Below are 25,494 nucleotides of genomic sequence, written 5' to 3'. Positions count from 1 at the left end.
ACCTATCCCGTATTCACCTCTCATGTCTGTTCCAGTTGTTATTCAGACGGGAATCATCTCAACCGAACTGCGGTAATGCGGCTACGTTTTTAAGCGTCTGAATGAACTCTTTTCGATACACACACGAACTGCACAATTTCCAAGTCCAGTATCGGCCAGAGTGAGCTAGCTTCCCCGCAACTTTGACCAGTTTGGTTCGCAAAGTCTCCATCCGACTTGATTGCATTTTCTCTGGTACACACAATCGGCGAAACCAATTGTTAAAGTTATACGCAAGTATGGCTAACTGGAGTTTCACGACATTCGCTTCAAAGTCTGTACTGCTCATCTTATCGCACGCAAATCCATTTTTGGCTTCCTTGATGAAATTCTCCATATGACCGCGCTGGCAGTAAAAGCGAATGATGTTCTTGGGCTGCAGCGTCATATTGGTCACGATAAATGTGAATTGAAACAACAGTTCACCAGCCGGACGTTCCATCTTCACGACCACCCGGCGGGCATGTTCCCAACTGGATGCTTGATACATGAATTCCCTGTAATGGACTTGTCGTTTGTGTAATCTTTCAGCGTTTAGTAATGGATCCGCCATGACCTGCGCAATGGACTGTAGCCGTGCGTTTGACTTGAGGCGGATGGCGTATTTATGACCCTTGGTTTCCGCCAACTCAAACAGTCCTGGAACGGCAAACCCACTATCGCCACGAATGACGATGAGGCTATCCGGGTTCAGCCTACCGTATCGATTCAGAATTGGTCCCACAAACCGGACGACTTGACGGGAAGTGTATACGTTGCCTGCACGAAGCTCTGCTCGCAGACAATCACCGGTCAGACCGTCAAAGCAAAACAACGGATGAAATCCATGTTGCTGGTAGTGGTAATTGAAATTCGCTCCATGCTGTTTTCCGTAGGCAGCAAAGCTGGAGGAATCCAAATCAAAAACGAATTGGTTCTGGGGTTTTATAGCGTACACGCGACGCTGCAACGTTTCATTCACACACTCCAGAGATTTGGCAGTCGCAATATCCGCCTTATCGTTGAAACGAGACAAAGTAGGTTGTGAGGCCAAGCTTTCCTTTCCCAGCAGCATAGTTAGCAATGGCTCTACAGCTAAATCATCTGCGTGATCGTCTGTATGGTAGCCAGCTATGTGCTGATACAGTTTCTGAAGAACCACGTCGCTATTTGGATGATCCCGATGAAAGACCGAATCATGAACCACGAGCAGTTCTTCTACCGCTTCGGATAGGCCCAGTTTGTGATCGAATTCTTTGTATAGGAGCAGTCCAGCATCCGAGGTCAAGTCGCCGCCGTCAAAATTCATTTTCACCCTGGGGTTGAAGTTCATGACATTCTCTTGTAGGCTTTTCAATAGAAGAGCTCTCCTTTGATGTGTTTGGATTAGACACCTTAACACTACCAAAGGTTGGGCTTTTTTCCTATGTGCTCACGTCACTTTTTGAGTGAATCGCTAAATCCCCTTATAGCCCTTGCACCGCTTGCATTTACAGGTCCTTCACGATCGCGCTATGAATATTCCAGGCTTGAATTTCTGGTCGAGGGCAACCCAGTAAGACTCAGAGGGGGAGACACCCTCACGGTCCCTATAGGGGTTGCTCATACTTTTCATAATCCCACCGACGCATCAGCCCGATTCATCAACACATTCTCACCGTCCAAATACGTTCACTATTTTGACGACATTGCCCAATTGGTTAAACAAGGGAATATCAATCCTCAAACAATCGGCGAAGTCATGAAAAAGTATGACACTGAAGTTGTACCGATTGCATGAGGGTCGCGCTGTAACCGCAGGGAGTCACCTTGTTTGGACGGGGGTGACTCCCTGTTTTTAGTCGATCATTCGTGAACCTATGTCTCATATGTTGAACATTAATGGAAATTTTATTGGCGGGGGCATTAACGTAATATGTGTAGAAGCTAGGCACGTACAACTTGCTTGCGCCGGATGACTCTTTCTAACCTCCGCTTTAGTGCAAGACAAGGAGGCGAGGCAGATGTTCAGAAGCGGTACCATTCATACTCAAACCAGTATCGTCATTTTGAGGATTTCGGACCGAGGAGCCTCGCCTCCACGGACTTGCCAATCAATACTAAGATGTGTTAGGGAACCCATTGCCACTGGGTTCTCTTTTTCATTTCCATACCCAGAAAATAACTTTACATGCTTGTCCTGCATCATCTGTCCTTTTCAAATTGAGTACCTCCCGAATTTACTGGAGACAACACAGTGTTGGATTAGGGGCGAGAGTCTGCGCATCATGCATCCAAACATTACCTGAGCGTCTGAAACATTACTCAGACGACGTGTCCAGAACATAAAGCCCGGTCAACTTAAATCAATTTTTTCACTTACCAGACAGCATGTTTTTAATAGGCTTTAGCAAACAAAGCGATCGAAAATCGTTTGAGTAGATAAAAGAAAGGAGTTTTCTGAAGAATGCCAAATCCGAATCTCAATCTGAAAAAAGGGGAATGTGTCGGGGTAGTGTACCGGAGAAGCGGCATGTGGGTCGTACACGATGGAGTGCTGACATCAGCTATCGCAAATGGAAACAAACCGCCGAATACAGTTACTATCATTCATTACGTAGTTAATCAGTTAAATGGGAAGCTCGTTCGGCAGAATCTTACTTTACACAATGTGAGGCAAGTGTTACGGACTCCAAGCAACCCAACATTCGCTTTAAAATGCCCTGCAACTTCGAACCCCAATCTTCATGTCGGAACTTGCGTGGTAGTTAAAATTCGAGTTAAAAAAAGTATGAACCTACCCACTGGACTGGATGCAAAAAACGGTGTACTGGTGTGTTCTTTACAAAACCGTCTTCATCCTGCAGGAAATGTTTGGATTAATCATTGGAAATTAATCACACCAACCAGTCCACGTGTTTTCCTTACGACCACACGTTACAAGAATGCTTTGTTTGTTCGCAGAGTCACAGTTTAATTTTGCAGAACAAGGTTTCATAAGCGGTGAATTTGACTGGTTCTCAAGACTTGCACTTTCATAGCAAGATGTGATATGGATCAGGATTCTGGTCCGTATTTTTTATACCAGTGTGACGAATGATTCATTGGCTAGCACACCTAGTAACACCACCAAAGACAGCAAAATCCTGACTACGTTTGAACAAAAAAATGAGCAGAAACAAACTAAACCTTAGGGTGATGTGGTAACATGATATCGAACTTCGATATCTATATTCGATATGAGGTGATTGGCGATCGAGGATCGTATCCTACGGAAATTGTTTTTGGGGTTTATTCAGATCCACATCTTGCATCACGCAAAGACGGAGCCCATTTACGGCAAATGGATGTTGGAGGAACTAGAGCATCACGGGTACAACATGAGTGCGGGGACGCTGTATCCAGTGTTGCACACAATGGAAAAGGAAGGGCTTTTGATGAGAGAAGATCTGCTTGTGGACGGTAAGATTCGAAAATATTACACCACCACATCAATTGGTGCGGAAGTGCTCGAAGAAGCCAGAAAAAAAGCATCTGAGCTGTTCAAAGAGATCAAAGAGTAGGACGTGATTGCCATTGAATCGCATACTTGAGGTTTTGAAGATTTCAACCCGGTTAGGACTAACATCATTCGGTGGTCCAATTGCGCACTTAGGGTACTTTCACGAGGAATACGTGAAACGTCGTAAGTGGCTCGATGAAAAGAGTTATGCTGACTTGGTAGCACTTTGTCAGTTCCTCCCCGGTCCCGCAAGCAGTCAAGTAGGAATCGCAATCGGAATTCAACGTGCAGGACTTATCGGGGGTCTCACCGCATGGCTTGGATTTACACTACCGTCCGCCATTGCGCTGATGATTTTTGCTTTTGCGCTTAAAAGCTTCAATATACAACAAGCGGGTTGGCTGCATGGTTTGATGATCGTTGCCGTAGCTGTTGTAGCCCAAGCGGTTTGGGGGATGGCAACTAAGCTCGCAACAGGACGAGTAAGAGGTGCAATTGCAATCCTCGCGGCGGTCATCACGCTTTTGGTTCCCACATCCTACGTTCAAGTGCTCATCATTATCGTCTCAGGACTCATTGGATGGCGCTTTTTTAAAACAGATTCGGCTCAGAAAATCCAACCAATGTATATCCCGATTACCCGAAAAGCAGGAATAGGCTTTCTCATTTCATTTCTTGTACTTCTACTTACACCGCCTCTCTTGAGGGTTGGCATTCACAATCAGGGACTCGCAATGTTTGATAGCTTTTACCGGGACGGTGCCTTGGTTTTTGGCGGAGGTCATGTCGTTCTTCCACTATTACAACGAGACGTGGTTCCTACAGGATGGATGACAAATGCACAGTTTCTTGCGGGTTACGGTGCTACACAAGCGGTGCCAGGACCATTATTCACTTTTTCTTCCTATCTCGGATACGTATCAAAACCATATCCAAATGGAATCGTCGGCGGCCTATTGGCACTAATTGCCATTTTTCTACCCGCCTTCTTACTGGTGGCAGGTGCATTGCCGTTCTGGAACGCAATACGTTCTCGACCAGGATTTCAATCCGCACTTGCCGGAATAAACGCATCTGTCGTTGGGATACTCATCGCTGCGCTGTATAACCCTGTATGGACCAGTGCAATTAAAACGCCATATGATTTCTCCCTCGCAATTGTGGTTTTTGCCTTACTCATGATTTGGAAACTGCCACCTTGGATAGTTGTAATCATTTCTGCGGTTGGCGGGATTGTGATATCCGCTCTTGTTTAGGAAAGTGGGGCATTTATAAATCATATCTGAATTATCGTTTTGAGGATTTCGGTCCGATTCGGGTCGCCTCCACCAATCAAAACCACGGATCAATTGGTCCGTGGTTTTTACCTGTACATAGGAATAAACCCATTTTAATGGGACTCCCCTAGGACTGCAGGATGGTACGGTGAAGCGGCTGAGATATTGGAACTTGCTAAGGGGATACTGCGTGTTGAGATCAGACCGTCAAGACACGATATGAAGAAGTACTTTTCCGATCGTCTAGCATGTGATCTGCTGACTGCGCAGTTCTTTGACTACTTCATGAGTCTGAATAAGGTGCAGGCACTACTTCGATTCACAAAGACCCTTAGACCTGACTTTGGCTATGCCTGGCTTCAGGCTTATAAGATTAGTCGAGTTGAAACATTGATTGGGTTTTCCACGTTGCTCGAAGCCATCGGTGAAGTTAGACTCAGGGAGTTTTACAGTGAACAAACATACAGAAATAGGAAGAGGTTAATTACAGAGGTTGCATCTTCGGTGGATAATCCCTTTACGGGACTGAAATTGTAGACAGACGACAACGGAGCAGGATCCTGCTCCATTCTTGCTACATACCATATACGCTCGGACAGTCAATTCTCCTACGAACGATCCGAGTGGTTTTATCGATTTCTGAACATGCATAATATCGATATGTACAAGGGTGTATTGCACGTTCTGACTTGTCACTCCGATCATGCGTACCGATCTCCAAAAAAATGATAAAACATTGGGTATTTTCAGGCTTGGTCGACTGAGGTCATAACACGCAGTTTTTGAATCTAAGCTTAAAAATTAATGCAACCAGTGTCCAACTACATAGGGTCTGCTGAATGAACCATAAACCTAATCGTAGCAAGGATTTCGCGTGCCAATTGTCGAAATAAAGTGTATGGATTTTGAGCGGAACAGGCGAAAAACCGTGCACTTGGAGGTCTGTAATTGTACGCGAATCATCAGGACCAACAGATACTTCCCGGAGACTTCTTCCTACCGTTTGGTGGCCGACTTAGCGAAGACAATCGCTGGGTTCAACTTTCATATATCATTCCGTGGCGACGTGTGGAACAGGAATACAGCAAACACTTTAGCAGAGATCTTCGAGGCGGACGGGCCGTCTCCGTTCGGATGGCGCTTGGCGCGCTAATCATTCAGGAACGAGAAGGTTTTTCGGATCGTCACTTGGTCCAGCACATCACGGAAAACCCGTACCTGCAGTACTTCATTGGTCTTGAGGCGTATCAAGAGGAACCACCTTTTGATCCCTCTCTTCTGACGTATTTTCGCAAGCGATTGGGTCCCGATATCATCAACCAAGTCAATGAATGGATTGTGCAAGCCGGATTGCAGGAAGAACAGAATGGGGACGACGACGAGAACAGGGACGAACCTCCTAGGGAATCTGGAAAGTTCGATGCAAACGGTGGATCGCAATCTGAAGTTCAGGAGCCACCAACCCATCAAGGAAAGCTCATCCTGGATGCAACCTGTACACCAGCAGACGTGGCCTACCCAACTGACTTGTCGTTGTTGAACAAAGCGCGTGAGAAGTTGGAGGATATCCTTGACACGCTCCATGCGCCGCACAAAGGCGAAATGAAGAAGCCGAGAGACCGACGTCGTCAAGCACGCCGGGACTATCTGAGAACTGCAAAGAACCGCAAGCCAGGTCGCTCAGAGATTCGCAGAGCCGTTGGGCGACAATTGCGTTACGTGGCGAGGGACTTGAGATTTATTAAACAACTCGTCCAACACACTCCGCTAACAGCACTCTCGCGGCGACAATACCGTGACCTCTTGGTCATTGGTGAGTTGTATCGTCAACAACGAGAAATGTATCGATTGCGTAACCATCGGGTGAGCGACCGGATCGTGAGTATCGTACAGCCTGATGTTCGGCCGATTGTACGTGGAAAGGCAAAGGCGAATGTGGAGTTCGGTCCAAAATTGGCCATCAGTGTGGTCAATGGATACACCTTGCTGGAGGAGATCGGTTGGGACAGTTTCAATGAAGGCACGACGCTGATAGAGTCGGTGGAGCGCTACCAAGAACGCTTCGGATACTACCCGGAGGCCATCTTGGCGGACAAAATCTATCGAACGCGGGAGAATCTCAAGTACTGCAAGGACCACGGAATCCGGCTGAGCGGTCCGAAACTCGGACGACCGCCCAAGCAGACGGACCCTGAGCAAAAGAAAATGGAACGGCAGGACATGGGCGAGCGGAATGCCGTGGAAGGAAAATTCGGAGAAGGCAAGCGAATCTACGGGCTTGGCCTGATTCGAGCACGCCTTCGTCAGACGAGCGAGACGGTTATTGCCATCCAACTACTGGTATTGAACCTTGAGAAGAGGTTACGGCTTCTTTTTTGGCTCATACTCGATGAACTCTTCGGAACGGATTTCGACATAAGCAAGGTTGTTGCATAGATCATTCAGCAGCCCCTAATGAATATTTATCCCGGATTTCGACGGTTTTTTCATTTAACAGCCCGACAGGGCTGGAAATTCAATTAATAGGTAAATATGTTAACGATCACGATAGCATAGTGGTCCTGGATTGAACCTTTGGACACACTTTCCCCCTCCCCATAATGGACCGTCATTTTTGCCAGTTCAGCTTGGAAATCACTATGTCGCCACCTGAAGGACTTGGGTGGACAGGCGCTGTGCGAACTCGGGCAGACGAATTGTCCACTGACGTGCATGGTGAACCAAAATTCCGGGTAGAAGGAATAGTCTCCGCCGGAGCCGTCCAACTGTCCACTGACGCACTCCAGGTTGCAACGCTGCTTGTTTATATAACAGGAGCAGGTTGTATGCCAGCAGCTTCAGAGCTTCCAACGCTTTGTTGGTATTGAAATTCTGACTCGAGAATTGGTCAACGGCGAATCCATATTTGGCTTCTTTGATATGATTCTCAGCGTTGCCACGGTGGTTGTAGAAATGCCATATGTCCTCACCGTTCCAGTCGAACGTTGTGGCTATGGCCTCGTACTCCCAAAACCAATCCGCACATAGGACCTCCTGCGGGTCAATGTCCAATCGACGCACAATGACAACTCGCCGAGGTTTTTCCCAGGATGTTGCCTGGTACATAAGGGAGGCAACATCGCAGTGTTCTGTATCACTCTGGGTGATACAATGCCACGCTAGGTTGGGGGCCAGCTCTGCTAGTCGCTTAGTCCATTTCAGTTTGATCACGTAGTCTCGCCCGTCTTGTTCCAGTGTCTGAAACACCTTTTCACCGGTAAACCCTTTATCCATGCGGATGGCACGGATGTTTACACCTGTTGGCAACTGCTTTTTCATCGCCTCATAGAAGGCTGCAAACCCTTCTGCTGTGTGAGCGTCGCCGGAACGCAGTTCGTCATAGATGCAGCACCCCATCTGCGATTCAAACGCTAGCAAGGGATGAAAACTTGCCCTTCCATGATGATGCGGATTGAACCCTACAGCAGATTGTTCCTGGTTTCCAAACACCGTCTCCACTGAAGAATCTATGTCAACGACAATGTCATGTCCTTTGGGGAGTAGCGACTTAAGTACAAGGCGCTGTGCCGAGCGGATCGCCTCCATACCAACAGGGGAGCCTAGCCGCTTCAAGTCCTTGTACAGCAGCGTTGTATCTGGCAGCTTCGACAGATCCAGCTTGAGCATAAGAAGGGGATCATGCTCAATGTCCTCGAAGTGGAAAATTCGTTCCTGACCCAGCAATGTACCGAGGACGAACGTAAGAGCAACGTCATCCATTTGGAATTGAGCGTCTTTCCGTTTGCCAAGTTCCTCTGTGCAAAAATACTTATCCATACCGGTTTGGAGGACGAAATCGATGAGTCCTGCCGCCCCGCCAAATGCAGTGGCAGAATTGAGGTCGAAGTGAGTATGTATTTTACAGCTTTTCCGGCGGCGGTGTTTTCGTGTATGCTTATGTTGTTTCACCTTAAAGGTGCTCCTTTCGTGCTAGAGATGTGTTCTCGACAAACTCATCTTAGCCTTACGGGGAGCGCCTTTTCAATTATTCGGGTCAATTCAAAGAGGACAAAACCGTCGAAATCCGGGTTTATACAAAGTGTGTCTTGGGACTCCTTTGAAAGTCTGTATACACGGTTTCTAAACGGGTAGCTACACAACAGAATGTCTCATAAACGTGGAAGTGTTTTATCAAACTTAGTGGGGACAAGTGAGGGGATGTTCACCGGTTGTGGGCATATTACATAGACCTGAAATATTCATAGCGCGATCGTGAAGGACCTGTAAATGCAAGCGGTGCAAGGGCTATAAGGGGATTTAGCGATTCACTCAAAAAGTGACGTGAGCACATAGGAAAAAAGCCCAACCTTTGGTAGTGTTAAGGTGTCTAATCCAAACACATCAAAGGAGAGCTCTTCTATTGAAAAGCCTACAAGAGAATGTCATGAACTTCAACCCCAGGGTGAAAATGAATTTTGACGGCGGCGACTTGACCTCGGATGCTGGACTGCTCCTATACAAAGAATTCGATCACAAACTGGGCCTATCCGAAGCGGTAGAAGAACTGCTCGTGGTTCATGATTCGGTCTTTCATCGGGATCATCCAAATAGCGACGTGGTTCTTCAGAAACTGTATCAGCACATAGCTGGCTACCATACAGACGATCACGCAGATGATTTAGCTGTAGAGCCATTGCTAACTATGCTGCTGGGAAAGGAAAGCTTGGCCTCACAACCTACTTTGTCTCGTTTCAACGATAAAGCGGATATTGCGACTGCCAAATCTCTGGAGTGTGTGAATGAAACGTTGCAGCGTCGCGTGTACGCTATAAAACCCCAGAACCAATTCGTTTTTGATTTGGATTCCTCCAGCTTTGCTGCCTACGGAAAACAGCATGGAGCGAATTTCAATTACCACTACCAGCAACATGGATTTCATCCGTTGTTTTGCTTTGACGGTCTGACCGGTGATTGTCTGCGAGCAGAGCTTCGTGCAGGCAACGTAGTCAAGTCGTCCGGTTTGTGGGACCAATTCTGAATCGATACGGTAGGCTGAACCCGGATAGCCTCATCGTCATTCGTGGCGATAGTGGGTTTGCCGTTCCAGGGCTGTTTGAGTTGGCGGAAACCAAGGGTCATAAATACGCCATCCGCCTCAAGTCAAACGCACGGCTACAGTCCATTGCGCAGGTCATGGCGGATCCATTACTAAACGCTGAAAGATTACACAAACGACAAGTCCATTACAGGGAATTCATGTATCAAACACCAGTTGGGAACATGCCCGCCGGGTGGTCGTGAAGATGGAACGTCCGGCTGGTGAACTTCGGCATCCATGGTGTCTTATATCATGAGTAAGAAGTTTGTGGAAGGCATGCCTTTGTACCGACAGGAGCAGCAATTCATCCGACAGGACATATCGCTTTCTCGTCAGACGCTGGCGAATTGGGTGGTAGTCGGAGCTACGCGTTGGCTGAGCCTCATATTCGACAGGCTTCATGAGGAATTGCTTGCCCGACATTATTTACATGCAGATGAGACAACACTGCAGGTACTACACGAACCCGGACGGGCGGCCAATTCGAAATCGTATATGTGGCTGTACCGAAGTGGACGTGATGGACCGCCGATTGTGCTGTATGACTATCAAGAGAGTCGGTCGAAGGAGCATCCGAAGACGTTCCTCCGAGGGTTCAAGGGGTACCTGCATGTAGACGGATATGCCGGATACCACGACGTGGAGAACGCGACACTGGTCGGGTGCTGGTCTCATGCGCGGCGCGGTTTCAATGACGCCCTTCAATCGCTGCCGAGCGCCGAACAGAAAAAACTTCGGCTGCACGGACTGGGCTTCAATATTGCAATGAGTTATTCAAGATTGAACGTGGGTTGAAGGACGCCACACCGGAAGAACGTCGAGCAGGCCGAGAAAAGCAAAGTCGACCCGTGCTCGATGCTTTTTCAGCATGGTTGCATGAGCAGAGTCCACTTGTGCTGCCAAAGAGTGTTTTAGGCAAAGCCATTACGTATTGCATGAACCAATGGAGCAAACTCATTGTGTTTCTAGAAGACGGGAACCTGGAACTGGATAACAACCGGAGTGAGCGGTCTATCAAGCCTTTTGTGATCGGCCGCAAGGCGTGGATGTTCAGTAATACACCACGTGGTGCGAGAGCAAGTGCCATTACTTATAGTTTGGTAGAGACGGCGAAAGAGAATGGTTTAGATCCGCGCCTATATCTGGAGTATCTGTTTGAGCGGCTACCAAACATCCAAATGGATGACGAGCATGTCGTAGACGCTTTGCTGCCGTGGTCCGAAGAGTTGCCAGAGGAGATACGAAAACGAAAGACAAGAGCATAGAAGATCAACATCCCCGCCAGCGACGCTGCGGGGATTCATTATATCCGATTATGAACAAACGTGGTTCGTGCACAAGGTGTGCCGGGTTTGACGTTCACTACCTATAAATTATGCCTTGGACCGCCATTGATTGATCGCGACCATGACAACAATAACGATACCTTGACTAATGAGTTGACCTGCGGAAGACACGTTGAGAGCCGTAAGTAGACTTTGCAGGAATTCCATGATGAGCACGCCTGCAAATGTTCCGGAAAGACCGCCGCGACCTCCCGTGAATGCTGCCCCACCGATGACCGCTGCGGCAACGGAGTTTAGCGTGTAAGGATCCCCCACCCCAATAGATGCCACCCCGATGTATGCAGAAATTAGGAATCCAGACAAGGAAGCAAGTACTGAGCTCAACACGTAACCGCCGATAATGATGTAATTCGTGGGTATGCCAGAGAGCCATGCCGTACGGTCATTCCCGCCAGTGGCATACAAGCGTCTGCCAAACGATGTACGGTATAGGAGGAATGCAGCGATAATCCAAATGAGAATCCAGATGACAACAGCCCATGGTAATATGTTGACAAACCAACCATTTGACATCCAGCGAAAACCAGAAGCGATATTCCCGATCGGCGAGCCTTTGGTATAGACGTAATAAATTCCCTCCACGATAGAACCCATAGCCAACGTAGCCAAAAATGGGGGGATTTTTAGTTTCGTGACCGCGACTCCGTTGATGATCCCGATAGCAATTGCCACTACTAGTGCAAAGATCACGGCAATGCCCATGCGACCATTCTGTCCCACCATCACACCAGCCAAAATTACGTTCGTAAGGGTAATTACTGAACCAACCGACAAATCGATACCCGCCAGTAGCAAAACAATGGTCTGTCCAATCGCCACCACACCAAGTGGTGCAGCCTGCAGGGCGACGTCCATAAGGTGGGTCCCAGTAAAACTCTGAGGTGAAGCGATTGCGTAAACGATGAGAAATGCCACCAACAGTGCGTACACACCTAGCACACTATTGCTTTTGTTTGATTTTTTCAGAAAAGATGGTGTAAGTGAGGCAGTTCGCAACTTCTTCAGCTCCTTCCTCTACGCGCACGCAGTTGATAGAGTAACAATGCCGTTACGAGGATGACACCTTTAACAATATACTGATAGAAACTTGGAACGTTCCACATGTTCAGGATGTTACCAATGATTGAGATCAAGACTACGCCAGCGAAGCTACCAATGGCCGTTCCAACACCGCCAAAAAGAGAGGTTCCGCCCACTATGACGGCCGTAATCGAATCGAGAGAGAATGTGTCGCCAATGACCGGATCGCCAGAGTAGATATTCGCTGCAAGCAGTAATCCACCTAGTGCTCCCATCAATGAACATACTACATACCCGAGAATCTGTGTTCGGTTTACTGGGATACCTGCCTTACGAGCTGAGGATACGTCCCCCTTGTCGCCGCCCACCGCGTACGTGTAACGTCCAAACTTCGTCTTTTGGAAGACAAAGGTGAACAAAGCATAGAGTAGGATCGTAAGTATGAGCATCACTGTAATGTTTCCGAAATCGGAAGTGAGTGCACCCGCAAAGCCACTATTAACGGCTCCACCCGGCGAAGGCATCAAATACAATGCCACACCTTTTACGATGACCTCGGTACCGAGTGTCATGATAAGCGGCGGTACCCGAAAATATACGATGCCAACGCCGTTCAGCAGCCCGACTAAAATTCCCACCGCGCAGACGAGAACAACAGCGATAATCATTGCGGTAACGTTGTTCCCGGAATATAAAGCCATGAGGACTGTTGACAAACTCACAACTGAGCCGATGGATAGGTCGATGCCGGCTTGCAAAATTACTATCGTTTGACCAATTGCGACGAATGCAAGCGGAGCAAGCTGAGTGGTGATGTCCGCGAAGTTCTGTCCACTGCGAAAAGATGATGAAAAAATTGATGTCACAAGCACGAGAACCGCGAGCAGAATGTAGGCCGGTATGGAACGTCGGGCTTGCATCCAGGATGATCCGAACATTACATTTCCACTCCTTTCGCAGCGGTTGTAGCGAGACTCATTACCTGTTCTTCTGTAGCTGTTTCTCCATTTAAATGACCGGTGATTCTTCCTTCGTACATCACATATATCCGGTCTGACATTCCGATTAACTCCATCATGTCACTCGAGATCATCAGAATTCCGACGCCTTCATTGGCTAACTTGCGTAATAACTGGTAGATCTCAACCTTGGACTGAATGTCTACACCACGAGTTGGCTCATGGAGTACAAGGATTCTTGGGTTGTTTCGCAACCACTTGGAGAAAATAACCTTCTGTTGGTTTCCGCCGCTGAGTGATGTGATGAGGTTCTCCATCGAGTGGACTTTGATGGAGAAGCTTTCAATTGCTTGCGTGACTTGTTGCCGTTCACGACGCTTTTGTAACACACCGCGAGAGGCAATCTGCGGTAACGTCGAGAGAACCATGTTTTCTCGCACGGACAGCGGTGGTACAATTCCTTCCTGACGACGATTATCTGGAATGTAAACGACACCGCATCGAAGGGCTTGGCGTGGGCTCTTGACACGAACCACTTTGCCCTCGACAACCATCGTTCCATTGGAGAATGGATTGACTCCAAAAATAGCCCGGGCCAAATCTCGTTGCCCCTGTCCCTCAAGTCCACCAAGTCCAACGATGTGTCCTTTCGGAACGGACAAGGATGCCGAATGAACTTTTCCCGGAACAGAGACATTTTTCAGTTCGAGCATCGATTCTTCTTGGCCGGTTATGTGGACGCGAGGTGGGAATGTCTGTGTAATATCGCGCCCGACCATTAGCTGAACTAGGTGATCTCGGTTGAGTTCAATCGTTGGTTTTTCCGTGACAAGGACTCCGTCCTTGAGAACAACAACGCGATCGGAAATATCTAAAATTTCGTCCAAACGGTGGGATATAAAAATGATACTAACGCCCCGCTCTCTGAGCGTGTTAATCATTTTGATAAGCAAAGTCACTTCTGATTTCGGCAAACTCGAGGTCGGTTCGTCCAGAATCAAGAGCTTAGGTTTACGTGACCAAGCCTTAGCGATTTCGATCATTTGTTGTTGCGCGGGAGACAACGATGAAACCACTAATTGTACATCTAGATCAAACGAGATATCGGTTAGGATTTCTTTGGCCAGTTCTACGGTCCTACGATTATTCAGGAATCCAAGTTTCCCTTTGGGTTCGTATCCGAGAAAAATATTTTCCGCGATGGTCAGATGCGGTAATAGGCTGAGTTCTTGGTGGACAATGTAAATGCCACGTTGCATTGCATCGTCGGGATTACGAAACTTCACATTCTCTCCTAACCAGAAGAGGTCACCACTTGAGGGAGAAAGTACACCGGAAATAATGTTCATCAGTGTACTTTTACCCGCTCCATTTTCCCCACACAGCGCTAGTACACTACCGGGCTTACAAACCAAGTTAATATCCTTCAGTACCACGTTCCCGGAGAACTCTTTGGTAATGTGGTGAGCTTCAAGAACCGGCTTCATCGAGTTCAAAAGGAGTTCACCCCGAAACGGAGTGCCGCCTAGTGGCGGCATCCGCGGATATTATTTAGAGAACAGTTGTTGCAACTCAGAATTGGAGAGTTTGGTATTATCGTACATGCTGTCGGACATATTCGGCTTCACATACTTGGATAGGTCAGAGTTCGTAATAGTAGGTGGCTGTAGCACATTGTCCTTTTTATAGGGCTTCCCATCGAGGATATCCAGCGTCGTATCCAACGCGTCTGCGGACAGCCAGGTTGGCTTACTTACACCGATAGCTTGGAATCCTTGTGGCTCCAACTTTGCCCACATTTTAAGGAATCCATTGTTATCTTCACCGGTCATTGGAACGAGTGGTCGATGAGCTGCTTGGAATGCTTCGATGGCTCCCATGGTCATCGAACCGCCTTGCGACCAAACACCATCAATTTTTTCTGGGTGAGCCGCTAGCATGTTGCTGACAGCTGTCTTACCCGTCGCATAATCCCAGTTGGCATTGGCCGAGGCAATGACATGAATGCCTGGGTAGCTTTTGAAAACGGACTCGGCACCGTTCCAGCGATCCTGGGACACCGAGATACCAGCCATACCGTTCAAGACAATGATATTACCCTTTCCATTCAATTGTTTGACTAGCCACTCTGCACCAACCTTACCGAAGTCTGTGTCATCAACAGTCACCAAACTGTCGTAGTCAGGGGAGTTAATAGTAGCAGCAAGGAGGACGACCACAATGCCTTTTTGACGTGCTTCTTTTAGGACAGGAATCAATGCGGTTGGAGAGTTAGGTGTGACAATAATGGCGTCAACGTGCTTCGCGATGAGAGACTTAATGTTTGAAATCTGTGTGTTGATATCCCCATTCGACTCTGTGTAGTCTACTTGCTTGATTTCACTTTTGTGCTTAGCGGCTTCAGCCTTGAATTCATCAGCTAACTGTACGGACCAGCTGTTACCTGCGAAGTAGATATCATAGCCAATGGTATAAGGTCCTTTTTTAGCTGCCGGCTTTGAGGATGACCCTGCGGATGCAGCAGTGCCGTTCGATGTTGATCCGCACCCGCTCAGAATAAATGTTGTTGCGAGCACGCCTAGAACACCCGCCATGATCTTTTTGGAATGCATGCCTTTTGTCCCCCTCGTATTCGTTTTCATACAGCGCTTTCAATCACGGTTGAATAGTAGCACGCATAACTTGACTAGTCAACTAGTCATGTGTTTCTATCATACTAGGGTCGTTGCTCACCCTAGACCATCGCGAAGGAGTAATCATACATGAGTTTTGTTCGTACGGTACTTGGCGACATTTCTCCAATAGAATTAGGAAAAACGCTTACACACGAGCATATCATCGCAAGTCCACCGAAGAAATTCGCAGATAAAGATCCGGATTTGGTACTTGATTCATTGGAGAAAATTATTGCCGAAGTAGTAGATTTTCGGAACACAGGCGGCAAGAGCATCGTAGACGCTACGGCCATTGACTACGGCCGCAACATTGAAGCGGTGGTTGAAGTGGCGCGTGCTACTGGCGTTAACCTGATTGCAACCGCCGGCTTCAATAAAGGGTTGTTTTTTGATCAATGGGTGTACGATGCAAGCCAGAATGAGTTGACGGAGCGTGTCATTCGAGAAGTCGAAGAAGGCATCGATGGAACTAAATACAAAGCCGGTCAAGTCAAGTTCGGCACGATGTACAACTCTATTTGGCCTGTCGAAGAGAAAGTACTGAAGGCGGTTGCCGAAGCGCAAAAACAGACTAAAGCTCCCATGTTCTCGCATACCGAAGCAGGAACCATGGCCTTGGAGCAAATTGAAATGGTCGAGCGCCAAGGTGTGAACTTGGAACATTGGACCGTCGGACACCTGGATAGGAATCCAGACCTTTGGTACCACCTCCAAATCGCAAAAAAGGGCGTTTATCTCAGTTTCGATCAAGTCAGCAAGATTAAATATCACACCGATCAGGCGCGCATTGACGTTATGATCGAGCTAATTAAGAGGGGATATCAACGGAAGATTCTGCTGTCCGGAGATATGGCCCGTAAATCGTATCTCACTCAGTATGGTGGCGGACCTGGATTCACGTACATCCCAACGCGCTTCGTTCCCCGTTTGGTGGACGAACTTGGAAATCACGGGTTCAGCGATGAGAAAATTGATCAAATTATTGAAGATTTAACTGTTAACAATCCTCGCGAATTTCTCACGTTTAAGAAGTAAGGAGATGATCGCCCATGTCTAAGGTTTTAGAATGGGGAAATCTGACGTGGCCGGAGTTTGTGAAGGCTCGTAAAACGACAAACATAGCGGTTCTGCCGATCGGAGCAATTGAGGAACATGGACCGCATCTGCCGCTCAATACGGACAATGTCGCTGCTGATGCATTTGCTCGATTGGTATGTGGGCAGACCGGGGCATTTCTTCTACCGACCATGCCGCTGGGTCAGGTATGGTCGTTAAAGCGGTTCCCAGGATCGCTGACCATTTCTAATGACACGTTGAAGGCCATCATTCGTGATTTATCTGAGAGTCTACAAATGCAAGCAATAAAAGGCCTTATTCTAATTAGCGGTCATCTCGGCAATATGGCGGCTCTAAAAGAGGCTGCGCGAGAAGTGCAAGAAAGCCTGCAATTTCCCGTTATGTACTTATTTTATCCAAGCTTAAATGAAGCCTCCAAAGGCGTGATGGAGGCTCCAACCAGCCATCCATCTATTGTCCATGCCGATGAACTAGAAACGTCCATCTTGCTCTCCCTGAGACCGGACGTTGTGAAAATGGACAGGGCAGTCAGAGAGTATCCGGATTATCCAGCCGATTTTGATGTCGTTCCAACCTTTTGGGACGAGGTGAACGAATCCGGGGTATTTGGCGACGCCACTATGGCATCGAAGGAAAAGGGAGACGCCATAATGAGGCGAGTTGTCGACAAGGCGGTCGAACTCGTCGAGCATTTCAAGAAAGCGGTGAATCAAACTAATGACTAAACCATCACTCCCTATCGAATGGATTCATGGCCGGATTGCCGTCAGCTTCCTTGTAAAAGACGCACAGAATGCCAAAGAGGTTTGGGAGGCGTCTGAAGGGACCGCATTCGTTACTTTATCCGCAACCAATTACGTTGATCTAGAGCAGATGCAAGAAGATATCGCAACTGTTCGCGAGGTGGCTCCCGCAGTCAGTTTGGCTCTCGGTGGCGGGGCAAACCCCGCAAACTGGGATAGAGTGTTCGGGGCAGGCAAGATGGGCGCAAATCACCTCAACCAACCGTTTCCCACTTCTGGATACACCAAAGGTGTCTACTCTCAACTGTGGGTGAATGCTGCTGTAGAACCCACCGGCCAACCCGGCGTGGTGAAAGCTCCTTGGCTTTCTGGGCACGATTTCACACTGTCGGTTGATTCTGTGGTTAGTACGCTTAAAGCGACTGGTGTGGACGCAGTGAAACTACATCCAATTAAGGGTGAAATCGTGATGGAAGAACTAAACGTCCTAGCTAAAGCAGCTGGATCTGCGGGAATCCTAGGATTTGAACCAGCCGGTGGAGTAAAATTGGAGAACGTAGTACACATTGTTCAAACTATCTTGAGCGCTAATGTGGAGCTCGTCATTCCTCATATTTTTAGTGATGCGATTGACAAGGAATCAGGCAAGACTCGGCCGGACTACGTTGCCCAAGTTGTTCGTACGCTGCGGGAACAGGTGAGAGTTTAGCATAAAGGAGAAATCGGATGAGTGTGATACAAAGAAGCACTAGGGAGCCCTTGTATCTACAAATTAAGAGAGTGCTCATTTCACGGATCGCACATATGAAAGAAAATGAGCTCTTCCCTTCTGAACACGACCTCGCCGCAGAGTTTGAGGTGAGTCGCGGCACAGTGAAACAGGCGATTGTGGAATTGGTCAACGAAGGGTATGTCTACCGTATTCAGGGAAAAGGGACATTTGTATCGCCTCCTCGAATTATCCGTGGGTCTGATGGTCTTCCGAGCTTTACGGATGACATTCGGCGGAAGGGATATGTCCCCGTAAGCACTGTGCGATTTATTGGGTTGGAGCTGCCTCCAGCAAGTATCCAAGATAAGTTAAATGTTCCCAATAGCCAACCCGTTTGGCGGATAGAGCGAGTCGTTACAGCGGACGGGGTTCCTGTGGCACTCGTCACATCTTACCTTCGTTCTGACATTTACCCAAGTCTCGACCAACACGAGGTAATCAATAACTCATTATATCAGACCCTTGCCGAGCACTACGGCAGAGTACCAAGCTATGCCAAGGATACGTATCAAGCACAGGTGGCATCTACAACACTAGCGCATGTGTTATCGCTTCATGCAGGAGATGCAGTACTGTATTCTGAGCGTCTTGCGTTTCTTGACACGGGACTACTGGTGGAGCACGTACAGAGCTATATGCGTGGTGATCGATTTATTGTACAAGTACAATTCCCGCAAGAAGGTGACGCAGATGAAAGCGCTGTTGGGATTAGACCTCGGGACGTCCGCCGCTAAGTGCCTGGTAATGGACTTGCAGGGAAAGGTACTTGGAGTTGCAAGTACTGCCTATCCCACCTATACGCCTCAGCCGGGATGGGTGGAGCAAAAGCCAATCGATTGGTGGCACGCATGCGTTAATTCCGTTCGAGCCTGTCTCCGGGAAATCCCGAGTACCGTTTCGATTGAGGGTATTGCACTATCTGGACATATGAGCGCACTTTGTATGGTGGACAGTGAGGGCAACGCATTACTCCCAAGTATCACCCTCTCCGATACGCGCTCCGAGACCCAGACCTCATGGCTCGGGGCAAATTATCGTGACAAGTTGGTAGGTGTCTCTGGGAATGTTCCTATCGATGCGCTGCTGTTACCAAAACTGCTTTGGGTGAAGGAAACCTTGCCTGAGGTGCTCGCCACAACTCATCGATTGCTCTTCCCCAAAGACTATTTACTTTATCGGTTAACAGGTCGATTTGTAACAGAGCCAACTGACGCAGGAAACAGTATGGTGTATGACGTACAGCGAGGAAAATGGGATGACGATTTGATAAGGCAGTTTGGTCTACCGACCTCCGTGTTTCCTGATGTCGTAGACACTACGGAGCAAGTGGGGGACCTACTTCCAGAGGCGGCATCCGTTCTTGGCCTCCAGCCGGGTGTGCCCGTCGTAGCTGGCGGCGCTGATATGGCTTGCAGTGCTTTGGGGACAGGTGCTGTATCGCCAGGTGTAGTATCGATCACTATCGGCACAGCAGCCCAAGTACTTACCACCGTTCCTGCCATTCATCGCGACGGCATTGGAAAGATTACTTTTCACCGCCATGCATTGCCGCAAAGCTTTTACGCCCTCGGCTCCATTTTTACTGGTGGTCTTGCTATGAACTGGTTGTCCTCTGTGTTGTTTGATCGGTCGAGCGGTAGCTACCAGGTAAACGACATTGTAAAACTTGGTGAACTGGCCTCGACTGTGGCTGCAAAGGACTCGGCCCTCATGTTCCTACCGTTCCTGGTCGGTCGCGGTAGTCCGAAGTTCTCGGCGGACGCGCGTGCGTGTTTCATCGGTTTGTCCGCGCATACTCGGCAGGGTGCGCTCGCTCGAGCAGTAATGGAGGGTGTGTCATTCAACATTCTTGAATGTCTGGACGTTTTTGCGCAGATGGGCAATCCGATAACTCGAGTTCACATGGGTGGCGGTGGTTCGAAACTGGCGGTTTGGCGGTCAATTCTAGCGGATGTATTAGGAATCGAGATTCACTTAATGGAAACCAGAGATGCTTCGGCGATTGGCGCAGCAATCATTGCCGGGGTAGGTATTGGCGCGTATCCGGATGTCGCTACCGCAGCTAACACGCTGGTCCACACGGGTGAAGTCGTTGTACCATCTTTGTCCCAGACAGCCATTTATAATAAAAAGTATCAAACTTATCGGAAATTGATTGAATCCATCTCGCCGTTGTTTAGCGAAATTGCGAACTCTTGAGGAGGTCAGTGCATGATCCGTTCGATGTGGACATATCCGTGGGATGTACTCGATATCGGTAAAGAACGAGTGTACGGCGATCTATTCGATATCGCGAAACTGAACTCAATCAGTTTGGCGATGTCCTACCATGCGGGTCGGTTTGTCCAACCTCGCAGCCCCAAACGGAAAGTGTACTTCCCTGAAGACGGTACTTTATACTTTCACGTCACTCCGGAATTGTACGAAGGTCAGTTGATTCAGCCTAGAACGGTTTCATATGTCGACGAATGCGACGCCCTCATTCGCCAATTGTCGAATGACAGGAGAGAGAAAGGCTTTCGACTCTCCTCTTGGTTCGTGTGTTTGCACAATACCCGAATTGGTATGGAGTATCCAGAAGTAACTGTCGTGAATGCGTTCGGCGATCACTATTACTACAATCAATGCCCAAGTAACCCCGCCACACGTACTTATATAACAACAGTTTTGAAGGACCTCACTACGAACTACGAGATTGATGCGGTCGAACTGGAATCTCTCAGCTTTATGGGCTTCCCACATGAGTTCCATCACGAGAAGGATGGTATTGGTCTAAACGACTACGAGCAGTTTCTATTGTCGCTTTGCTTCTGTAATTCTTGCAGGGAGCGCGCGGAACAAGAAGGCGTGCAGTTTGAAGCCGTTCGCAAGTACGTCCAAGATGAATTGTTGGTCACATTCGAGCGGGATATTCCACAGCCGATTGACCCGGAGTTCTATTCCAAGGGTATGAACTTCTTTCAAGATAACGAACCGTTCTACAAATTCTTGAAGTGGCGGAACGGCGTTGTCACCTCTCTGACCCGTGAAGTCCGCGAAGCTGTTCATCCGCGCACCGATGTGATCTTCTTAAGTCTAGTAACCGATACTGCGTGGACCATCGGTGTGGACGTGAATGAGATATCCAAGGTGTGCGACGCAGTGTTGGTATGCTGTTATGATACGGACGCACGTCAAGTGGGGATCGATACCAAGACATCCCGTGACACCGTTGAGTCGAGCACACCGCTGCTCACCGGTTTTCGAGTCTTTTATCCGGAAGTTCATTCGAAAGATGAGCTCATTGACAAAATTCGTAAAACAATCGAAAACGGTACAAACGGCATCAATTTCTACAATTACGGCTTGATTCCAGAAAGCCGTCTGAAATGGATTGGCGCAACCTTTGAAGTCGATTGACGTCCCATTGTGTGTTGTCACGAGGCTAATGTCTCTCCACAGTAAGGCGTACTAGGAGAGTCTCTCATCGGAGGGGCAGAAACACTGTAAGCGTTGTCCCGTGTTAAGGTTGTGGTTTTGTCCTGACACGAATCACCTCAACCAAATATAAAAAGGAGTTTTCACCGAATATGTGAAGCCCCTTTTTATATCTGCACGAAGTAGTTCGGAGAGAGCACGCCTGGATCCCGTCCCCGCGAACAGAGGTTCCAAGCACAGAGTACAACATTCGTTTTATCTAAAAACCGGCCTCCGCGGGGGAAGGGTCTGTACACCACACTTTACGGCACATTGCCTCACATCGTCACTGATGTCGCGGTCAGACACCAGGAAATCGAAGGCGGATAATGGCGCGATCGTGGCGAAGGAGACCCGACCAAATTTGGTAGAATCGGCAACGAGGGCGGATTGCAAACTGTGCTCGATCATCGCCTGTTTCACCATAATGTTTGCTATCCTTGTTCCCATCGCACCATCTTTCACAGTGACGGCATCGCAGCCGACGAACGCTAGATCTGCGTGAAGTGCACGGATCATATGAACAGAAAATTCTCCTCCGACACTTGCGGTAGAGCGATCGACCATACCGCCACAAAAATAGACATGAAATCGCTCCTCTTGGCGGAGGAGATCGGCAATGTGAAGATCGGTTGTACATACCGTGAGTTCCTTCTGTACATGAGTGCACATGATTTTCGCGATTTCATACGTAGTACTCCCAGCATCTAAAAACAAGGAACTGCATGAACGAAGCAGCGATAGGCTGGTCTCCGCTATCTGAAGCTTCTTGTCCACGTTCATGACGGACTTCTTGTCTATTGGCTGAGGACCCCATAATTGTTCGGATATCACCGCCCCCCGTGAACTCTGCGTGCCTTGCCTTCTTGCTCAAGCAACTCTAAATCCCGTCGGATGGTCATAACAGACACACGAAACCGGTTGGCCAGGTCATGCAACTGTACCTGACCCTGCGAGTGCAGAATTCGAAAGATCTCTTTTCGACGTTGAACGGACAGCATCGGCGAGGGTCACCTCAATCAGACTTTTCAGACTTGACAGAATTATAATCCTATCTAAAATGAACATATAAGAACATTAATGAACAAATTGTAACATCAACGAGATGACTTCGACTACTTGTTTCTTGGTGGACGACTTCAGGAGAGTAGGTGCACGTGTTGCGCATAACTATCCTCGCAGATGATCTCACGGGCGCCAATGCCGTGGCAGCACTCCTGAAACATGAAGGGTTTCAGGCGACGGTTCATCTAGGTCCCCATACATACCCGCAGGAGGGCAACCGGGACCGGGAAAGTCCCCATTTGGTTCAGGTGTGGAACGTTGGAACACGAAACATCCCTCGGGAAAGTGTGAGCGATCGACTGGTGGATTTCATTCATCTTCTCAACATTCCGGTATATACCGGAGAGGACCTGGTTGGATTGCGAATCGATAGTACCTTGAGAGGGTCCATAGCGAAGACCATCGATTTTCTTTTGCAACGTCGGACCGATGTATTTGCTCTCGTTGTACCGGCTTTTCCAGCATCCGGGAGGACGACTGAAAACACCATCCATTTTGTCGACGGTGTCCCTGTTCATGAAACGTATGTCGGACACGATCCGTTTTCACCCGTCTCTTCGCCGGACCTCAGGGCGGTCATTGGTGATCCTAGCGGACATACGTATGATTGCCTCTCGATCAGAGACATTCGCGGTGGCGTGGCTCAGGTTCAAGATATCTTGACAAGCATTCATGGGGAGGGTGTCAGGATGGTCTTGTGCGATGCGGTGACTGATGACGACATTGACACGCTGGCGAGGGCTGCGACACGGTTCGCAGCGAAGCACCCGGCTGTCTCGCTTTGCCCAGTCGATCCCGGCCCGTTTACAGCAGCCCTTGCAAAGCAACTTGTTTCAAGACTGCAAGGCGAGCGGTTGACCATCCCTAGTATTATCTCTGACGCGAATGGGGCGGCCACGTCTCGCGAAGGTTTCGTTCTCCCCGATTCACCTGTCATCCTCGGTATCTCGGCAAGTATTATGCACAACGCCAAGAAGCAAATGGACTTTCTCGAACGCGATCCGTACGTGCACATGTACCATTACCGCGGCGAATCAGCCGATGAGGTCATTCGTGGTCTCGTTCAGCGATGCCCGAAATCGAAAACCACAGCTGAGACAGATTGGAACAGACCTTTCAAGTCCACTATTTTTCTGAGGACCGACACGTGGCAATTGCCGACGGAGGAAGCCAATACCGTTGTCCAGCATTTACCGCAAGTGGTTAGTCGCATCTTGGGGGAGTACCCCAGCATTTCTGGGATTTACTTATCAGGAGGCGAAGCTGCAGCCTCCATACTGACTGCACTCGGTGTGACTCGCCTGTCACTCGAGGAGGAGTTGGCTCCACTAACGACGCTGAGCCGTCCGGAAAACGGTTTCTTGATGGGTCGATGGGTCGTAACCAAAGGTGGTTCCATTGGCGATGAAGTTGCTGTTTCTCGGATGGCAGCGAAAATGATGAGCACCATCCTCCGTCATTAGCGTTTTTACCTGCTTAATGCGCCGTCGAGAGGCAACAAAGACAAGGAGTGTTTTGTATGCAACGACCTGTTTTAGCTTTGACTATGGGAGACCCGGCCGGGATCGGACCCGAAATCACTGTGAAGGCAATGCTTGATCAAGAAGTGCACAATATGTCACGCTCCTTCGTTATCGGCGACGTGAGCGTCGTCGAAGACGCACTGAGCTTCTCGGGCCTGACTGCGAACGTACACAAAATCTCTTCTCCGGCCGAAGCCAATTACGAGTACGGCACCATTGATGTGCTCGATCTCGATGCCATTCACGCACACGACGTGGCGTATGGGGAAGTACAAGAATCCTGCGGGCGGGCGGCGTTCGCCTACATTCAAAAGTCCATCCAACTGGCCATGGACGGGGCGATTGATGCCGTTGTCACCGCACCGATTAATAAGGAATCTTTGAAGGCTGCGAATGTACCATATATCGGTCACACGGAGATGTTTGCGGATATGACCGGTGCAAATGAAGAGATGACCATGTTTTCCATTCTGAATTTGAAAATTTTCTTTCTCACGAGACACGTGTCCCTTGCAGAAGCCTGTCGTCTCATTACCCAGGAGAGGGTGTCTGCCGGCATTGATAAATGTGTGAGCGCGCTCAAGCAACTCGGTTTCGAAAATCCTCGTCTGGCAGTAGCAGGCCTCAACCCACACGCTGGGGAGCACGGATTGTTCGGCCATGAGGAGATGGAAGAGATCGTTCCAGCTGTGGAGATGGCAGTCGCACGCGGACTCAACGTTACAGGGCCGGTCCCAGCCGATTCTGTGTTCCACATGGCGCGTATGGGACGATTTGACGCAGTGCTCTCACTTTACCATGATCAGGGCCACATCGCCGCCAAAATGATGGACTTCGAGCGTACGGTAAGTGTCACGCTTGGTCTGCCTATCTTGCGCACAAGTGTCGATCACGGCACCGCATTTGACATTGCCGGTCAGGGAAAGGCGAGTGCGGTAAGCATGATTGAGGCGGTTCGGGTGGGCGCTGAGTATGCCAGATCCGGTGTTAAACTTGCCTAACGAG

The 25,494-nt window shown here is 48.7% G+C and carries 23 protein-coding genes and 1 pseudogene; 16 read left to right on the top strand and 8 right to left on the bottom strand.

Annotated features, from left to right (window positions below; translation table 11 throughout):
- Positions 1 to 58: 58 nt before the first annotated feature.
- A complete protein-coding gene (locus NZD86_RS19415; protein ID WP_268043707.1) occupies positions 59 to 1,351 on the bottom strand; it encodes an IS1380 family transposase in 1,293 nt (430 codons plus the stop codon).
- Between the two features lie 111 nt (positions 1,352 to 1,462).
- On the opposite strand from NZD86_RS19415, the gene NZD86_RS19410 reads away from it, so the two are divergent.
- The 5 genes from NZD86_RS19410 to NZD86_RS19390 all read left to right on the top strand — a co-directional run bounded on the left by NZD86_RS19410 (position 1,463) and on the right by NZD86_RS19390 (position 7,212).
- A complete protein-coding gene (locus tag NZD86_RS19410; RefSeq protein ID WP_268043706.1) occupies positions 1,463 to 1,798 on the top strand; it encodes a cupin domain-containing protein in 336 nt (111 codons plus the stop codon).
- Between the two features lie 1,453 nt (positions 1,799 to 3,251).
- Entirely contained in the window at positions 3,252 to 3,560 is a 309-nt protein-coding gene (locus NZD86_RS19405) for a PadR family transcriptional regulator (protein ID WP_268046955.1), read from the top strand.
- A 13-nt stretch (positions 3,561 to 3,573) separates the two neighbouring features.
- Positions 3,574 to 4,755, top strand: coding sequence for a chromate transporter (locus NZD86_RS19400; RefSeq protein WP_268043704.1), 1,182 nt, complete (start codon positions 3,574 to 3,576; stop codon positions 4,753 to 4,755).
- Between the two features lie 240 nt (positions 4,756 to 4,995).
- A complete protein-coding gene (locus NZD86_RS19395; protein ID WP_268043702.1) occupies positions 4,996 to 5,313 on the top strand; it encodes a hypothetical protein in 318 nt (105 codons plus the stop codon).
- Between the two features lie 411 nt (positions 5,314 to 5,724).
- Positions 5,725 to 7,212 (top strand): IS5 family transposase, encoded by a 1,488-nt coding sequence (locus NZD86_RS19390; RefSeq protein WP_021295996.1) that lies wholly within the window; start codon positions 5,725 to 5,727, stop codon positions 7,210 to 7,212.
- Between the two features lie 201 nt (positions 7,213 to 7,413).
- On the opposite strand, the gene NZD86_RS19385 is transcribed toward NZD86_RS19390, so the two are convergent.
- Positions 7,414 to 8,724, bottom strand: coding sequence for an IS1380 family transposase (locus tag NZD86_RS19385; protein WP_268043701.1), 1,311 nt, complete (start codon positions 8,722 to 8,724; stop codon positions 7,414 to 7,416).
- Positions 8,725 to 9,199: 475 nt separating this feature from the next.
- Between NZD86_RS19385 and NZD86_RS19380 the strand changes: the two genes are divergently transcribed.
- The 3 genes and pseudogenes from NZD86_RS19380 to tnpC form a co-directional block, all read left to right on the top strand.
- Positions 9,200 to 9,793, top strand: a complete 594-nt coding sequence (locus tag NZD86_RS19380) for a transposase (protein ID WP_268043700.1) — start codon at positions 9,200 to 9,202, stop codon at positions 9,791 to 9,793.
- Complete coding sequence (locus tag NZD86_RS19375) at positions 9,778 to 10,056, top strand: transposase (protein ID WP_268043699.1); 279 nt, start codon at positions 9,778 to 9,780, stop codon at positions 10,054 to 10,056. Before NZD86_RS19380 ends, NZD86_RS19375 begins: the two co-directional genes overlap by 16 nt.
- 25 nt (positions 10,057 to 10,081) lie before the next feature.
- A pseudogene (gene tnpC / locus NZD86_RS19370) lies at positions 10,082 to 11,118 on the top strand (IS66 family transposase); the annotation flags it as partial.
- 108 nt (positions 11,119 to 11,226) lie between these two features.
- On the opposite strand, the gene NZD86_RS19365 reads toward tnpC, so the two are convergent.
- The 4 genes from NZD86_RS19365 to NZD86_RS19350 are packed head-to-tail and all read right to left on the bottom strand — an operon-like array spanning position 11,227 to position 15,790.
- A complete protein-coding gene (locus NZD86_RS19365; RefSeq protein ID WP_268043698.1) occupies positions 11,227 to 12,195 on the bottom strand; it encodes an ABC transporter permease in 969 nt (322 codons plus the stop codon).
- A 5-nt stretch (positions 12,196 to 12,200) separates the two neighbouring features.
- Positions 12,201 to 13,157, bottom strand: coding sequence for an ABC transporter permease (locus tag NZD86_RS19360; protein WP_268043697.1), 957 nt, complete (start codon positions 13,155 to 13,157; stop codon positions 12,201 to 12,203).
- Positions 13,157 to 14,665, bottom strand: coding sequence for a sugar ABC transporter ATP-binding protein (locus NZD86_RS19355; protein ID WP_268046953.1), 1,509 nt, complete (start codon positions 14,663 to 14,665; stop codon positions 13,157 to 13,159). The genes NZD86_RS19360 and NZD86_RS19355 overlap by 1 nt, the downstream gene beginning before the upstream one ends.
- Positions 14,666 to 14,725: 60 nt before the next feature.
- Positions 14,726 to 15,790, bottom strand: coding sequence for an ABC transporter substrate-binding protein (locus NZD86_RS19350; RefSeq protein ID WP_268043696.1), 1,065 nt, complete (start codon positions 15,788 to 15,790; stop codon positions 14,726 to 14,728).
- A 150-nt stretch (positions 15,791 to 15,940) separates the two neighbouring features.
- Here NZD86_RS19350 and NZD86_RS19345 point away from each other — a divergent pair, with 150 nt between their 5' ends.
- Genes NZD86_RS19345 through NZD86_RS19320 form a run of 6 tightly spaced genes read left to right on the top strand, consistent with a single transcriptional unit; the run spans position 15,941 to position 21,844 of the window.
- Entirely contained in the window at positions 15,941 to 16,888 is a 948-nt protein-coding gene (locus NZD86_RS19345) for a phosphotriesterase family protein (RefSeq protein WP_268043695.1), read from the top strand.
- 14 nt (positions 16,889 to 16,902) lie between these two features.
- Entirely contained in the window at positions 16,903 to 17,655 is a 753-nt protein-coding gene (locus NZD86_RS19340) for a creatininase family protein (RefSeq protein WP_268043694.1), read from the top strand.
- Positions 17,648 to 18,382, top strand: a complete 735-nt coding sequence (locus NZD86_RS19335; RefSeq protein ID WP_268043693.1) for a KDGP aldolase — start codon at positions 17,648 to 17,650, stop codon at positions 18,380 to 18,382. Before NZD86_RS19340 ends, NZD86_RS19335 begins: the two co-directional genes overlap by 8 nt.
- A 17-nt stretch (positions 18,383 to 18,399) precedes the next feature.
- Entirely contained in the window at positions 18,400 to 19,179 is a 780-nt protein-coding gene (locus NZD86_RS19330) for a GntR family transcriptional regulator (protein WP_268043692.1), read from the top strand.
- On the top strand, positions 19,085 to 20,644 hold the full coding sequence (gene xylB / locus NZD86_RS19325) for a xylulokinase (protein ID WP_268043690.1): 1,560 nt from the start codon (positions 19,085 to 19,087) through the stop codon (positions 20,642 to 20,644). The genes NZD86_RS19330 and xylB overlap by 95 nt, the downstream gene beginning before the upstream one ends.
- Before the next feature lie 12 nt (positions 20,645 to 20,656).
- Positions 20,657 to 21,844 carry an alpha-amylase family protein gene (locus NZD86_RS19320; protein WP_268043689.1) on the top strand — a complete coding sequence of 396 codons (1,188 nt, stop codon included), beginning with the start codon at positions 20,657 to 20,659 and terminating at the stop codon, positions 21,842 to 21,844.
- A 273-nt stretch (positions 21,845 to 22,117) separates the two neighbouring features.
- On the opposite strand, the gene NZD86_RS19315 is transcribed toward NZD86_RS19320, so the two are convergent.
- Positions 22,118 to 22,735, bottom strand: a complete 618-nt coding sequence (locus NZD86_RS19315; protein WP_268043688.1) for a DeoR/GlpR family DNA-binding transcription regulator — start codon at positions 22,733 to 22,735, stop codon at positions 22,118 to 22,120.
- Complete coding sequence (locus NZD86_RS19310; RefSeq protein WP_268043687.1) at positions 22,732 to 22,902, bottom strand: DeoR family transcriptional regulator; 171 nt, start codon at positions 22,900 to 22,902, stop codon at positions 22,732 to 22,734. The genes NZD86_RS19315 and NZD86_RS19310 overlap by 4 nt, the downstream gene beginning before the upstream one ends.
- 156 nt (positions 22,903 to 23,058) lie before the next feature.
- Here NZD86_RS19310 and NZD86_RS19305 point away from each other — a divergent pair, with 156 nt between their 5' ends.
- Both NZD86_RS19305 and pdxA read left to right on the top strand, forming a co-directional pair.
- Positions 23,059 to 24,429 (top strand): four-carbon acid sugar kinase family protein, encoded by a 1,371-nt coding sequence (locus NZD86_RS19305; RefSeq protein ID WP_268043686.1) that lies wholly within the window; start codon positions 23,059 to 23,061, stop codon positions 24,427 to 24,429.
- A 56-nt stretch (positions 24,430 to 24,485) separates the two neighbouring features.
- Positions 24,486 to 25,490: a 4-hydroxythreonine-4-phosphate dehydrogenase PdxA gene (gene pdxA / locus NZD86_RS19300; protein WP_268043685.1), complete on the top strand. Its 1,005-nt coding sequence runs from the start codon at positions 24,486 to 24,488 to the stop codon at positions 25,488 to 25,490.
- Positions 25,491 to 25,494 lie beyond the last annotated feature (4 nt).

It is taken from the genome of Alicyclobacillus dauci, from assembly GCF_026651605.1.
GTDB classification, from domain to species: domain Bacteria; phylum Bacillota; class Bacilli; order Alicyclobacillales; family Alicyclobacillaceae; genus Alicyclobacillus; species Alicyclobacillus dauci.
Note: the sequence above shows the minus strand (reverse complement) of the source record. Positions and strands in the feature narration are given on the sequence as shown.

What these genes read in the sequence shown, in the direction of transcription:
- NZD86_RS19415 (WP_268043707.1), bottom strand. Translation starts at nt 1,351, where the DNA reads ATGAACTTCAACCCCAGGGTGAAAATGAATTTTGACGGCGGCGACTTG.
- NZD86_RS19395 (WP_268043702.1), top strand. Translation starts at nt 4,996, where the DNA reads ATGAAGAAGTACTTTTCCGATCGTCTAGCATGTGATCTGCTGACTGCG.
- NZD86_RS19380 (WP_268043700.1), top strand. Translation starts at nt 9,200, where the DNA reads ATGAACTTCAACCCCAGGGTGAAAATGAATTTTGACGGCGGCGACTTG.
- NZD86_RS19360 (WP_268043697.1), bottom strand. Translation starts at nt 13,157, where the DNA reads ATGTTCGGATCATCCTGGATGCAAGCCCGACGTTCCATACCGGCCTAC.
- NZD86_RS19355 (WP_268046953.1), bottom strand. Translation starts at nt 14,665, where the DNA reads ATGAAGCCGGTTCTTGAAGCTCACCACATTACCAAAGAGTTCTCCGGG.
- NZD86_RS19350 (WP_268043696.1), bottom strand. Translation starts at nt 15,790, where the DNA reads ATGCATTCCAAAAAGATCATGGCGGGTGTTCTAGGCGTGCTCGCAACA.
- NZD86_RS19345 (WP_268043695.1), top strand. Translation starts at nt 15,941, where the DNA reads ATGAGTTTTGTTCGTACGGTACTTGGCGACATTTCTCCAATAGAATTA.
- NZD86_RS19340 (WP_268043694.1), top strand. Translation starts at nt 16,903, where the DNA reads ATGTCTAAGGTTTTAGAATGGGGAAATCTGACGTGGCCGGAGTTTGTG.
- NZD86_RS19335 (WP_268043693.1), top strand. Translation starts at nt 17,648, where the DNA reads ATGACTAAACCATCACTCCCTATCGAATGGATTCATGGCCGGATTGCC.
- NZD86_RS19330 (WP_268043692.1), top strand. Translation starts at nt 18,400, where the DNA reads ATGAGTGTGATACAAAGAAGCACTAGGGAGCCCTTGTATCTACAAATT.
- NZD86_RS19320 (WP_268043689.1), top strand. Translation starts at nt 20,657, where the DNA reads ATGATCCGTTCGATGTGGACATATCCGTGGGATGTACTCGATATCGGT.
- NZD86_RS19310 (WP_268043687.1), bottom strand. Translation starts at nt 22,902, where the DNA reads ATGCTGTCCGTTCAACGTCGAAAAGAGATCTTTCGAATTCTGCACTCG.
- pdxA (WP_268043685.1), top strand. Translation starts at nt 24,486, where the DNA reads ATGCAACGACCTGTTTTAGCTTTGACTATGGGAGACCCGGCCGGGATC.